The following is a 12,184-nucleotide window of genomic DNA, read 5'->3' as shown; positions in this document are numbered from 1 at the left end:
CACGGTCAGGCGCGATCGGCCGCGAGGCGCTCACGCGTACCGCTGGGCCAGCCCGGTGACGGTCCGCGCCACCTCCGCGCGCAGTTCGGGCGGGCCGAGCACCTCCGCCTCCAGGCCGAGCCTGATCAGGTCATTCACGGCGACGGGCAGGGTCTCGACCTCCAGGTCGACCACCCTTAGGCCCGCCGCGTCCGGCTCGCCCGCCGCCTCCACGGCCCGTGTCCCCGCCGCCCCGAACATCGCGGGCAGCAGCCGAAGCCCCGCCGGCGTCACCCGCACCCGCGCCGTTCCCTGCAGCACACGCGCCCGCAGGTCGCGCGACGCGTTCTCCCAGTAGGCGGCCAGATCGAACCCGGCGGGCCGCTCGGAGTCCTCGTCCGCCGCCGTCACCTCCAGGAACCGTGAGACCCGGTAGGTGCGTACGGTGCCGTCGGCGGCCGCCACCAGATACCAGTTGCCCGCCTTGAGCACGAGCCCCAAGGGGTGCAGTTCGCGCCGCACTTCGCCGCCCCACCGCCGGTAGTGCGCCCGCAGCACACGTTGCCGCCACACGGCGTCGGCGACCACGGACAGCAGCGGCGCCGGATCGGCCGCACGGAACCAGCCCTCCGCGTCCAGGTGGAAACGCTCCTGGATCCGCCGCGACCGCTCCCCGAGCCCGGCCGGCAGCGCCGCCCCCAACTTGAGCTGCGCGGTGACCAGTTCGGCCCCAAGGCCCAGATCGGCTGCGGCGGCCGGCATCCCGGCGAGGGCGAGGGAGTCGGCCTCGTCGTCGGTGAGGCCGGTCAGCCGGGTGCGGTAGCCGTCCATCAGCTGGAAGCCGCCCGCCGGACCCCGCTCGGCGTAGACGGGCACACCGGATGCGGCGAGGGCCTCCGCGTCCCGGTAGACGGTCCGCACTGATACCTCGAGCTCCCCGGCGAGCTCGGGCGCGGTCATGCGCCCCCGGTTCTGGAGCAGCAGGAGCAGGGCGAGAAGGCGGTCGGCGCGCATGGAACCAAGTCTGCACCGGTACCTGACAGAAGGTGTCAGGTACCGGTGACAGGGTTCTCACATGACGACGAACACATCGGCCGCAACCACCGCCACACCCGCAGCCACCATCACAGCCACTGGCACCTTCACCTTCTCCCACTGGGACGAGAAGCCGGTCGCCGGAGCCGAAGGCGGCGCCCGCATCGCGCACGCCGCCGTGACCAACGACTTCACCGGCGCCATCGAGGCCACCGGCACCTCCTGCGAGTACACGCTCGTGTACGCCGACGAGACCACCGGCGCCTTCGTGGGCTACGAGTTCATCGAAGGAACCGTCGACGACCGCGCGGGCTCCTTCGTCCTGGAGCAGCGCGGCTCGTTCGGCGCCGACGGCACGATCACCTGCGCCCTGACCGTGCAACCCGGCTCGGGATCACGGGAGTTGACGGGCCTCACCGGCACAGGCGCGTTCACCGCGCGACACGGCGAGACCACCGTCCCGTACACCCTCACCTACGAGATCAACTGAATTCGGCCCAGGGAAGCGCTCAGCCCAGGTTCGGGATCCGCCAGTCGATCGGCTCGTGTCCCTGCGCCGCCACCGCCTCGTCGATCTGCGTGAAGGGGCGCGAGCCGAAGAACTTCTTCGCGGAGAGCGGCGAGGGGTGTGCGCCCTTCACGACCACGTGCCGCTCCTCGTCGATGAGGGGCAGCTTCTTCTGGGCGTAGTTGCCCCACAGGACGAAGACGGCGGGGTCCGGGCGGTCGGCGACCGCGCGGATCACCGCGTCGGTGAACTTCTCCCAGCCCTTGCCCTTGTGGGAGTTGGCCTCTCCGGCTCGCACCGTGAGCACCGCGTTCAGGAGGAGGACGCCCTGCTGGGCCCACGGCATCAGATAGCCGTTGTCCGGCACGGGGTGGCCGAGCTCCTCCTTCATCTCCTTGTAGATGTTCCGCAGCGAGGGCGGGGTCTTCACCCCGGGCCGCACGGAGAAGCAGAGGCCGTGCCCCTGCCCCTCGCCGTGATACGGGTCCTGGCCGAGGACGAGCACCTTGACCTGGTCGTACGGCGTCGCGTCGAGCGCGGCGAACACCTCGTCACGCGGAGGGTAGACGGGTCCCTGCTCCCGCTGTTGCTCGACGAACTCGGTGAGCTCCTTGAAGTAGGGCTTCTGCAGCTCCTCGCCGAGGACTCCGCGCCAGGACGCGGGCAGCATGGCGATGTCGGTCACGTCAACAACCTCCGGTGTGCGGTCACTTCTCACCACAGAACCTACCGGCGACCACTGACAATCGACCCGCCGCCCGCTGCCCGGGCCCCTTCGCCGACCGCGCCCCCGCTACCAGCTCGTCTTGCGCTCCAGCTCCCACATCATCATGATCGCCGAGGGGTCCAGGGCGCGCTCGCCGCCCGCGATCTCCTCGCTCGCCATGATGTACTGCTTGCCCTGCCACAGCGGCAGCAGCCGCGCGTCGTCGACGAGGAGCTTCTGGGCCCGCTCGAAGTCGTCGGCCACCGCGCCCCGGTCGGCCTCACGGCGCGAGCGCGGCAGCACCTCGTCGGTGATCTCCGGCGCCGGGTAGGGCGTGTTGAGCACGTTCTTCGTGCCGATGAACGGCGCGATGAAGTTCTCCGCGTCAGGGAAGTCGGGGAACCAGCCACGGCCGAAGACCGGGTACTCGCGCTTCTTGGTGCCCGCGTCGAACTCGGTCCAGGGGCGGCTCTTGAGCGTGATCTTGAAGAGCCCGGATGCCTCGAGCTGCCGCTTGATCTCCTCGAACTCCCCGGCGGTCGCCGAACCGTAGCGGTCGGTCGTGTACCAGAGCGTGAGCGGCACGGGTTCGTTGATGCCCGCGCCCTTGAGGATGTCCGCGGCCTTGCTGTCGCTGGGGTCACCGTAGTCGTCGAAGAAGCCCGTGCCGTGCCCGGTGAGCCCCTGGGGAACCATCGAGTACAGCGGCTCGACGGTGTCCTGGTAGATCTTGTGGGCGATGGCCGGACGGTCGATGACCTGGGCGAACGCCTGACGGACCGGCTTCTTCCTGGCCCACGGGTCGTCGGGGTTGAACACCAGGTAGCGGATCTCGGTGCCCGAGCCCTCCACGAGCTGGATTCCCTCGCGCGCGTGCTTGTTGGCCTGCATGTCGACGATGTCCGTGGCCGCGAGTCCGCGGAAGGTGACATCGATCTGCTTGTTCTTCAGGGCCTCGACCATCGTGGCCGACTTCTTGAAGTAGCGGATCGTGACGGCGTCGTTCTTGCGGTCGGCCGCGCCCTTGTAGTTCGTGTTCTTGACCAGCTCCGCCCGCTCACCGGCCTGGTACGACTCCAGGGCGTACGGCCCCGAACCGGCGATGGACGAGCCCTCGCGGAGCTTGTCCGCCGGGTACTCGCGCGGGTCGACGATCGACATGGCGGGTGTGGACAGCACGAACGGGAAGGTGGCGTCCGGCTTCTTGAGCCGGAACGTGACCGTGCGCTCCCCCTTCGTCTCGACCTTGTCGAGCGACCCGAGCAGACCCGCGGGCCCGCCCTTCACGTCGATGCGCCGCATCCGGTCGAAGGTGTACTTGACCGCCTTGGCGTCGAGCGCGTGCCCGTCGGAGAACTTGAGGTCCTCGCGCAGCTCACAGGTGAAGACGGTGTTCGTCGCGTCGGCGAACTTGCAGGACTCGGCCGCGTCCGGCTCGGGCTCGGCCGCCCCGCTGGGGAAGCTGAGAAGCGTCTGGAAGACGTTGCGGTACAGCTCCCAGGAGCTGTCCCAGGCGGCGGCCGGATCGAGGGTGCTGGGAGCACTCATGGTGCCGACGGTGATCTTCTGTTCCTCGTCGGACTCGTCCGACGAGAAGATTCCGCATCCCGAGAGCAGGGACAGGGACACCAGCGCCGCGGCCGGCCGCAGGCCCCGGCGGGGCACCCCGGCCAGGCCACGCAGACCCGCCGCCGCCACCAGGCGAACTTCACTGAACACGCGCACGCTCCTCGATCGGCCATGCCATGGGTCGGGAGACAATATCGCAATGCCCCGCCGGGCCAACTTGCGGCGCCGACGGGGCACTTGATGCGGGTGTACGTCCCTTTTGGATGGCGTACCTGGCGATTGCCGGGCCTTCGTCAGCTGACGCCCGCATTGAGGAAGATGCCGCCATCGACCACGAGTGTCTGTCCCGTGATCCAGTCGGACTGGCCGGACGTGAGGAACGCGGCCGCGCCCCCGATGTCCTCCGGCACACCCAGCCGCCCCAGGGGGTACGCGGCCGCGGCCTCCGCCTCGCGGCCCTCGTAGAGCGCCTGGGCGAACTTGGTCTTGACCACGGCGGGCGCGATCGAGTTGACCCGCACCTTCGGCGCGAACTCGTGCGCGAGCTGCAGGGTCAGGTTGACCATGGCGGCCTTGCTCATGCCGTACGCGCCGATGAAGGGCGAGGGGGCGACGCCCGCGACGGAGGCGATGTTCACGATCGCGCCGCCGTTCTCGCTCTGCCAGGCCTTCCAGGTCTGCTGGGCGAAGCCGAGCGCCGAGATCACGTTGGTCTCGTAGACCTTGCGCGCCACGTTCAGGTCGAGCTCCGCGATCGGTCCGAACACCGGGTTGGTGCCGGCGTTGTTGATCAAGAAGTCGACCCGGCCGAAGGCCTCCATGGCGCGCTCGACGGCGACCGCCTGGTGGGCCTCGTCGTGGGCCTTGCCCGCGACGCCGATGACGCGGTCGGCGCCGAGCTTCTCGACGGCCTCCTTCAGCGCGTCCTCGTTGCGTCCGGTGATGCACACGCGGTCACCGCGGGCGACGAGCGCCTCCGCGACGCCGTAACCGATGCCTCGGCTGGCGCCCGTGACGAGCGCGGCCTTTCCGCTGTCCTGCACAGTCATCTCCGCATCCCTCCGGGAAGAACTAGTTGAGCGGGCCGCCGGCCACGTACATGACCTGACCCGAGACGAAGCCCGCCGCGTCGCCCGTGAAGAAGGCGATGGCGTTGGCGATGTCCTCGGGGCGGCCGACGCGCTGCACCGGGATCTGGGTGGCCGCCGCTGCCTGGAAGTCCTCGAAGCCCATGCCGACGCGGTCGGCGGTGGCCTTGGTCATCTCGGTGACGATGAAGCCGGGGGCCACGGAGTTGGCGGTGACGCCGAACTTGCCGAGCTCCTTGGCGAGGGTCTTGGTGAAGCCCTGGAGGCCCGCCTTGGCCGCGGCGTAGTTCACCTGGCCGCGGTTGCCGAGCGCGGAGGACGAGGAGAGGTTCACGATCCGGCCGAACTTGGCGTCCACCATGTGCTTCTGGCAGGCCTTCGACATCAGGAAGGCGCCGCGCAGGTGCACGTTCATGACCGTGTCCCAGTCGCTCGCGCTCATCTTGAAGAGGAGGTTGTCGCGGAGCACTCCGGCGTTGTTCACGAGGATCGTGGGCGCGCCGAGCTCGTCGGCGATCCGGGCGATGGCCGCCTCGACCTGAGCCTCGTCGGACACGTCGCAGCCGACGGCGATCGCCTTGCCACCGGCAGCGGTGATCTGCGTGACGGTGTCCTTGCAGGCGGCCTCGTCGAGGTCGATCACCGCGACGGCGCGGCCTTCGGCGGCCAGACGCACGGCGGTCGCCGCGCCGATGCCTCGCGCTGCTCCGGTCACGACCGCGACGCGCTGCTCAGTGGTGGACATGCTGGTTCTCCTCGCCCTGTGGGATGCGGCTCTACGGTACGCCCCGATGGTGAGCGACCGCTTAGTACCTTCAGCTGAACGAGACGCTAGAAGCCCTGGCACCCGGTGTCAACGGCACACTGAGGCCTGTGATTCTTTACCTCACCAGGAGGTCGAGGAGTCGGTCCACCTCTGCGGCAGGATCCGCCGTGAGACCCGTGTGCACGGGGCCCGGCTGCACGACGGTCGAGCGCGGCGCGATCAGCCACCGAAAGCGCCGTCCGGCGTCGTCCCGCTCGGCCTGGCCGGCCGCCTCTCCCCCGGCGCAGATCCGCTCGACGGCGCCGAGCGCGGCCCTGATGCCGTCGAGGTCGGCCCCCGGGTCCAGGGCCCGCAGCTTGCCCTCGTCGAGATGCGTACGGGCGGCCACGAAGGACTTCGCCCGGCAGTAGACGACCACGCCCGCGTTGAACTGCTCGCCGCGCTCCACGCGCGGGACCACGCGCACCAGGGCGTACTCGAAGACGTCCCGCTCGGTCGGCTTCGGCTGCTGCTCGGTCACTGGCGCAGTCACTGGGTGGCACCCTTCCGCTGCGCCTGCGGCAGCTGGATCCGCTCGTGGATGGTCTTGGCGCGCGGCAGCAGGGCCGTCACATAGGCGCGGCGCACGGCGTCGGGGTCCTCGAAGCCGGGCTCGTCCACCAGCCACGCGTCGGGCACGTCGGCCGCGGCGGCGGCGAGCAGCTCCTCGGTGACGAGCGGGGCGAGCTCGGCGGCGGCGGACGCGACGTCGGGGGCGAAGGGGGCGAGGGCGTGGTCGGAGGCGTCGTACGGCTTGGCGGCCGCGGTCTCGGCGGTACGCCAGTTGTGGTGCCAGATCATGCTCGCGCCGTGGTCGATGAGCCACAGCTCGCCGCCGGTCATGAGCATGTTCGGGTTGCGCCAGGAGCGGTCGACGTTGTTGATGAGCGCGTCGAACCACACGACCCGGCCGGCCTCGGCCGGATCGACGTCGAAGGCGAGCGAGTCGAAGCCGAGGGCGCCCGAGAGGAACTCCATCCCGAGGTTCAGACCACCGCTCGCCTTGAGCAGCTCCTGCACCTGCTGGTCGGGCTCGCCCAGGCCGAGCACTGGGTCGAGCCGGACCTGCGCGAGGCCCGGCACCCGGAAGCCGAGGCCGCGCGCCAACCGGCCGCAGATCACTTCGGCGACGAGGGTCTTGCGGCCCTGTCCGGCCCCGGTGAACTTCATGACGTACGGCGCGTACGTTCCCCGGCCGTCGACGGCCTCGACGAGGCCGGGGAGCGATCCGCCCTCCCGCAGGGGCGTCGCGTAGCGGACCGCGGTTACTTCGGTGAGCATTGCCCCAGGTTAATGCCGGTGCGAACTCGGTCTGCGCAAGAAGTGCTTGAGGGTTTGAACACGGCGGCCCGTGGTCTCGTACCTCCGGACATGACCATTTCGAAGGAACCCATTGGCCCGCTCTCCCGCCGTTCGGTCGTCGCCGCCGCCGGTGTCGTCAGCCTGGCCGCGGCCCTCGCGGCCTGCGGGGAGAGCGACGACGGTTACGGCTCCGACCAGGCCGACGAGCAGACGCCCGCCGAGGCCGATGCCCCGGAGGGCGCCGCCGGTGCCGCGCTCGCCAAGACCTCGGAGATCCCGGTGGGCGGCGGCAAGATCTTCAAGGACCAGGGCGTGGTGGTGACCCAGCCGACGGAGGGCGACTTCAAGGCCTTCTCGAACCGCTGCACCCATAAACAGTGTCCGGTGACGAGTGTCGAGGGCGGCACCATCAACTGCCCTTGTCACGGCAGCAAGTTCTCCATCGCCGACGGGAGCGTGAAGGCCGCGCCGGCGCCGAAACCGCTGCCCGCCGCCGAGATCAAGGTGGACGGGGACACGATCACGCTGGCCTAGGACATCCCGGTCACACCGGCTTGGGACGCTTCCAGGCGCCGAGGACCTCCGCGGTGGTGGCGATGGTGGCCACCAATGAGAGCGTGTTGCGGATCATCGCGGGTGCATAGTCGGAGGGGACTCCCGCGATGGCGTCCGACGGCACGACGGCGGTGTAGCCGAGGTTCACGGCGTCGAAGACAGCGTTCGGTATCGCCACGTTCGCCGACACACCGGTCACCACAAGGGTGCGGCAGCCCAGGTTGCGCAACAGCGGGTCGACGTCCGTGCCGGCGAGGGGCGAGAGGCCGTGCAGCCGCCGTACGACGAGGTCCTCGTCGGCCACTTCGACGGGCGGCGCGATCCGCACGGCCCTGGTCCCGGAGAGCTGCTGCACGGGCAGCCGTCCGGCGGCACGGAAGAGGCGGGCGTTGCGGTTGGCCCCGCGGCCGTCGGGCCGGCGTTCGGCGACGGCGTGCACGACCTGCACCCCGGCCAGGTGGGCGGCGGAGACGAGCCGCGCGACATTGACGAGACAGCCCGACGAGCGTGCCTCGTCGGCGAGTTCGGGCAGCGCGCTCTCCGTCCCCACCACACCCTGCTGGCACTCGACGGTCATCAGTACGGTGGTGGCGGGATCGAGGAGTTCCCTGAGCTGTTCGTACGACGGCATCGCTCCCCCTGTCCGGGTCGCCCGGGCCGGTCGAGGCGGGCTGCGCCCGGGATGCGCGGAGGTTAGCCGCCATTGCGTCACGGCGGAAGAGACCGCATGCTTTCCTGACGCAAGGAACTGACGACCAGTCAGTTCTCCATGGGTGCCCACCTTTTGTGTGCCCACCTTTTCCACACACGCGGGAGGACCGATGGCCGTCACACAGCGCCGGGGCCGCAGGATCATGATGTCGCCGGGCGAGCTCGACGCCTACCTCGGCGCGGAACGCACCTGCCGGGTCGCGACCGTGTCCGCCGACGGCGCCCCGCACGTCAGCGCGCTCTGGTTCGCCTGGGACGGCACGTCCCTGTGGCTGTTCTCGATCACCCGCAGCAAGCGCTGGGCCGACCTGCGGGGCGATCAGCGGATCGCGGTGGTGGTCGACTCCGGCGTGGAGTACGGGGAGCTGCGGGGCGTGGAGCTGACCGGGTCGGCGGTCTTCGTCGCCGAGTCACCGCGCATGGGCGAGCCCTGCCCCGAACTCGACGTCCCTGAGCGGCTTTTCGCCCAGAAGTACTTCGGGATGGACTCGATGCCGTACGACGGGAAGCACGCCTGGATCCGGCTCACACCCGAGGCGATCACGTCCTGGGACTTCCGGAAACTCGCGGACCTCCCGGCCCGCCCCTGATCCTGATCCCCTCGGCCCGGCCCTAGCGCAGCCCGGCCCCCGCCACCTGGAGCGCCTCCACCGCCGCCCTGATCGAGGGGCGGCGGTCGGCGTCCGCGCGCCACACCACGTACACATGACGGCGCACCCGGTGGCGCACCGGGACGGTCCTGACGCCGGCCGGCATCGGATCGCGCCCCAACTGGGGCGCCACGCACACGCCGAGACCCGCGGCCACCATCGCGAGCTGGGTGTGGTGTTCCTCCGCGCGGTGCGCGATCCGCGGTTCGATGCCCTTGGCGCGCAGCGTGAACATCAGCCACTCATGGCAGAACTCCCCCTCCGCCCAGGCGATCCACTCGTCGTCCGCGAACTCCTCCAGGTCCACTTCGGCACGGTCGGCGAGGGGGTGCGCCGCGGGCATGGCGACATCGGCGGGGTCGTCCAGGAGGGACGCCTTGATCAGGCCTCCGGGCATCGGCAGCGGCTTGTTGTACCAGTCGAGGACGACCGCGAGGTCGATGTCGCCGCGCACCACGGCGGCCACCCCGTACTGCGGCTCCATCTCCTGGGAGCGGACGCGCAGGCCGGGATGTCCGGCACGCAGCGCGGTGAGCGTGGCGGGCAGCAGCCCTCGCATCGCCGTGGGGAACGCGGAGATCCGCAGCTCGCCGACGGCCTTGCCGCGCTGCTCCTCCAGGTCGGACTGGGCGAGTTCCACCTGGGAGAGGATGCGCGCGGCGTGCTCGGCGAGCAGCCGTCCGGCGTCGGTGAGGCGCACTCCGCGGCCGTTCTTAGCCAGGAGCTGCTGGCCCACCTCGCGCTCCAGTTTGGTCATCTGCTGGGAGACGGCCGACGTCGTGACGTGCAGCCCGGCCGCGGCGCCGCTGACCGATCCGTGCCGGGCCAGTGCGTCGAGCGTGCGCAGGCGTTCCAGGTTCAACATGTAAGCGATGCTACGCGGTACTGGGCAGCTAATTTCGCTTGTTCTACGAGGTCGCAGCCTTCAATGTGACGTACATGCGCGTCACCACCACCCCTCCCGGCTCCCCCGCCGCCGCGTCCCCCACCACCCCTGACCCCGTCGCACCGAAGCACCGCCCCGCCCTCGGCTGGCGTCTCCGCTTCGGCATCCTCTCGCTGATCTGGGGCTTCAGCTTCCTGCTGATCAAGGTCGGCACGGAGGGGTACGCCCCCTTCCAAGTCACCCTGGGGCGGCTCCTGTTCGGTACGGCGGTCGTCGCGGCCGTCCTCGTCACGAAGCGCGAGCGGCTCCCGCGCGGCGCACGGACCTGGGCGCACCTCACCGTCTCCGCACTGTTGCTCAACGCCCTGCCGTTCTCGCTCTTCGCGTACGCGGAGCTGACGATCCCCTCCACGCTCGCCGGCATCTGCAACGCGACCTCACCCCTGTGGGGCATGGCGCTCTCGATGGTCGCGCTCTCCGAGGACCGGCCGACGCGGCGCAGGGTCGCGGGGCTCGGCATCGGGTTCCTCGGGGTGCTGACGGTGCTCGGCGCCTGGCAGGGCTTCAGCGGACTCGACCTGCGCGGCACCTCCCTGGCGCTGCTCGCCTCACTGAGCTACCCGGTCGGCTGGATCTACGTGCGCCGTACCCTGGCCGGCTCCAGCCACTCGAACCTGTCGCTGACCGGCGCCCAGCTCCTGGTCGCGACCGTCGAACTGGCCGTCGTCACCCCGCTGTTCACGTCCCTGCCCACGCACTTCCCCGTCGTGCCGCTCCTCGCGATCGTGGCACTGGGTGCCGTCGGCACCGGCCTCGCCTTCCTGATCCAGTACGGCCTGGTCTCCGAGGTCGGTCCGACGACGGCCCAGATGGTCACGTACTTCGTCCCGGTCATCGCCACCGCCGCGGGCGTCGCCCTGCTCGGCGAGTCCCTGAGCTGGTCGACGCCGGTCGGCGCGGTGATCGTCCTGGCGGGCGCGGCGCTCACCCAGTCAAGGCCGCGTGATCGCTCGCGGAAGTCCGCTCACTCGTAGCGCCGCGCGGGAGCGGGCCCGGTGGCGGACGCGACGGCGTCCGCCACCGTTTCGATGTCCTCGTCCCCGAGCGTCGACACCGTGATCCGCACTCCGGGCCGCGCGCCCATCCGGAAGCGGGCCCCGGGCGCGACGGCCCACCCCGCGTGCAGCAGCCTGGCCACCGCCCCGGTCTCGTCCGGCACGGGAACCCACACGTTCATGCCGCTGCGCCCGTGCGCCCTGACGCCCCGCCGATCCAGCGCGGCGATCAGGGCATCACGCCGCCTTCCGTACGAGGCGGCCACCTCGCCCGTGTCCACCGCCCCCTCCGTCCACAGCCGCACGACGGCGCGCTGCGAGATGTGGCTGACCCACCCGGGGCCGAGCCGCTGGCGCCCCTGGACACGGTCGACGGTGACGGCGTCACCGGTCAGCAGGGCCAGGCGCAGGTCGGGGCCGTAGGCCTTGGCCGTGGAGCGGATGAACGCCCAACTGCGGGTCACGCCCGCCAGCGGGTGCAGCGGCAGATCGACGATGGCGTGGCCGTGGTCGTCCTCGACGAGCAGCACGTCCTTGTGCGCGGACAGGACCTTGCGCAGCGCACGCGCGCGTGGGGCGCTGATCGCGGCGCCCGTCGGGTTCTGGGCGCGGTCGGTGACGATGAGCGCCCGGGCACCGCCGCGCAACGCGCTCTCCGCGTCGGCGGGCAGCGGCCCCTCGTCGTCGACGCCCACCGGGACCGTCCGCAGACCGAGCACCGGCATCAGGTCGAGCAGACTCCCCCAGCCGGGGTCTTCGACCGCCACCGCGTCACCGGGCTTGAGATGGGCGGCAAGGACACGCTCGATGGCGTCGAGGGAACCGGACGTGACGGCCACGGGACCGTCCGGCACGCCGTCCTCGTCGAGGGCCACGCGCGCGTGGCGGGCCATTTCAGGGTCCACGGTCTCGTCCCCGTACAGCACGGGACGCCGGTCGCCCTCCGCGGCTGCCGCCGCGAACACCCCGGCGAGAGCAGGCAGCAGAGCCGTGTCCGGATTGCCGTTCGACACGTCACGCACACCGGGCGGCACGTCCACCCGGATCAGCTCACGCACCGTCGTCGCGGGCTTGGGACGCACGCGGCTGCCGCGCCGCCCCGCCGTCTCGATGACGCCGCGTTCGCGCAGCGTGCGGTAGGCGGCGGCCACCGTATTGGGATTCACCCCGAGCCGCTCCGCCAACTCGCGCATCGGCGGCAGGAGTTGACCCGGCTCCAGGTCACCGCCGCCCACCGCGCGCTCCACGCTGGCAGCGATCTCGGCTGCACGCCGACCTTCGATCCGATACTCTCCTAGCACAAACGAGATTATGCACTAGTGCAATGGAGAATGC

At 70.7% G+C, this 12,184-nt stretch carries 14 protein-coding genes; 4 read left to right on the top strand and 10 right to left on the bottom strand.

Annotated features, from left to right (window positions below):
* Positions 1-30: 30 nt before the first annotated feature.
* Complete coding sequence (locus ACWFRU_RS17020) at positions 31-993, bottom strand: helix-turn-helix transcriptional regulator (RefSeq protein WP_453687682.1); 963 nt, start codon at positions 991-993, stop codon at positions 31-33.
* 61 nt (positions 994-1,054) lie between these two features.
* On the opposite strand from ACWFRU_RS17020, the gene ACWFRU_RS17015 reads away from it, so the two are divergent.
* Positions 1,055-1,504 carry a DUF3224 domain-containing protein gene (locus tag ACWFRU_RS17015; protein WP_453687680.1) on the top strand — a complete coding sequence of 150 codons (450 nt, stop codon included), beginning with the start codon at positions 1,055-1,057 and terminating at the stop codon, positions 1,502-1,504.
* 19 nt (positions 1,505-1,523) lie between these two features.
* Here ACWFRU_RS17015 and ung read toward each other — a convergent pair whose 3' ends face one another.
* From ung to ACWFRU_RS16985, 6 genes are all read right to left on the bottom strand, one after another.
* Positions 1,524-2,207: a uracil-DNA glycosylase gene (gene ung / locus ACWFRU_RS17010; RefSeq protein ID WP_365822295.1), complete on the bottom strand. Its 684-nt coding sequence runs from the start codon at positions 2,205-2,207 to the stop codon at positions 1,524-1,526.
* Between the two features lie 108 nt (positions 2,208-2,315).
* Positions 2,316-3,893, bottom strand: a complete 1,578-nt coding sequence (locus ACWFRU_RS17005; RefSeq protein WP_453688291.1) for an ABC transporter substrate-binding protein — start codon at positions 3,891-3,893, stop codon at positions 2,316-2,318.
* A gap of 197 nt (positions 3,894-4,090) precedes the next feature.
* A complete protein-coding gene (locus ACWFRU_RS17000) occupies positions 4,091-4,846 on the bottom strand; it encodes an SDR family oxidoreductase (RefSeq protein WP_453687678.1) in 756 nt (251 codons plus the stop codon).
* A gap of 22 nt (positions 4,847-4,868) precedes the next feature.
* The gene (gene fabG, locus ACWFRU_RS16995; protein ID WP_453687676.1) at positions 4,869-5,630 is read right to left on the bottom strand and encodes a 3-oxoacyl-ACP reductase FabG; all 762 of its coding nucleotides are present in this window, start codon (positions 5,628-5,630) and stop codon (positions 4,869-4,871) included.
* Positions 5,631-5,766: 136 nt separating this feature from the next.
* The gene (locus tag ACWFRU_RS16990; RefSeq protein WP_453687674.1) at positions 5,767-6,183 is read right to left on the bottom strand and encodes a DUF3037 domain-containing protein; all 417 of its coding nucleotides are present in this window, start codon (positions 6,181-6,183) and stop codon (positions 5,767-5,769) included.
* Positions 6,180-6,971 carry a HipA family kinase gene (locus ACWFRU_RS16985; RefSeq protein WP_453687672.1) on the bottom strand — a complete coding sequence of 264 codons (792 nt, stop codon included), beginning with the start codon at positions 6,969-6,971 and terminating at the stop codon, positions 6,180-6,182. Before ACWFRU_RS16985 ends, ACWFRU_RS16990 begins: the two co-directional genes overlap by 4 nt.
* 90 nt (positions 6,972-7,061) lie before the next feature.
* On the opposite strand from ACWFRU_RS16985, the gene ACWFRU_RS16980 reads away from it, so the two are divergent.
* A complete protein-coding gene (locus tag ACWFRU_RS16980) occupies positions 7,062-7,526 on the top strand; it encodes a Rieske (2Fe-2S) protein (protein ID WP_453687670.1) in 465 nt (154 codons plus the stop codon).
* A 10-nt stretch (positions 7,527-7,536) separates the two neighbouring features.
* Here ACWFRU_RS16980 and ACWFRU_RS16975 read toward each other — a convergent pair whose 3' ends face one another.
* Positions 7,537-8,178 (bottom strand): cysteine hydrolase, encoded by a 642-nt coding sequence (locus ACWFRU_RS16975; protein WP_453687668.1) that lies wholly within the window; start codon positions 8,176-8,178, stop codon positions 7,537-7,539.
* 190 nt (positions 8,179-8,368) lie between these two features.
* Between ACWFRU_RS16975 and ACWFRU_RS16970 the strand changes: the two genes are divergently transcribed.
* Positions 8,369-8,848 (top strand): pyridoxamine 5'-phosphate oxidase family protein, encoded by a 480-nt coding sequence (locus ACWFRU_RS16970; RefSeq protein WP_453687666.1) that lies wholly within the window; start codon positions 8,369-8,371, stop codon positions 8,846-8,848.
* Between the two features lie 22 nt (positions 8,849-8,870).
* Here ACWFRU_RS16970 and ACWFRU_RS16965 read toward each other — a convergent pair whose 3' ends face one another.
* Positions 8,871-9,773, bottom strand: coding sequence for a LysR family transcriptional regulator (locus ACWFRU_RS16965; protein WP_453687665.1), 903 nt, complete (start codon positions 9,771-9,773; stop codon positions 8,871-8,873).
* A 74-nt stretch (positions 9,774-9,847) separates the two neighbouring features.
* Between ACWFRU_RS16965 and ACWFRU_RS16960 the strand changes: the two genes are divergently transcribed.
* Positions 9,848-10,828 carry a DMT family transporter gene (locus ACWFRU_RS16960; protein WP_453687663.1) on the top strand — a complete coding sequence of 327 codons (981 nt, stop codon included), beginning with the start codon at positions 9,848-9,850 and terminating at the stop codon, positions 10,826-10,828.
* Here ACWFRU_RS16960 and ACWFRU_RS16955 read toward each other — a convergent pair.
* Entirely contained in the window at positions 10,819-12,150 is a 1,332-nt protein-coding gene (locus ACWFRU_RS16955; RefSeq protein WP_453687662.1) for an aminotransferase class I/II-fold pyridoxal phosphate-dependent enzyme, read from the bottom strand. The two genes, ACWFRU_RS16960 and ACWFRU_RS16955, sit on opposite strands and share 10 nt — an antisense overlap.
* Positions 12,151-12,184: the final 34 nt, after the last annotated feature.

The sequence above is a fragment of the Streptomyces sp. NPDC055099 genome (assembly GCF_053607685.1).
Note: the sequence above shows the minus strand (reverse complement) of the source record. Positions and strands in the feature narration are given on the sequence as shown.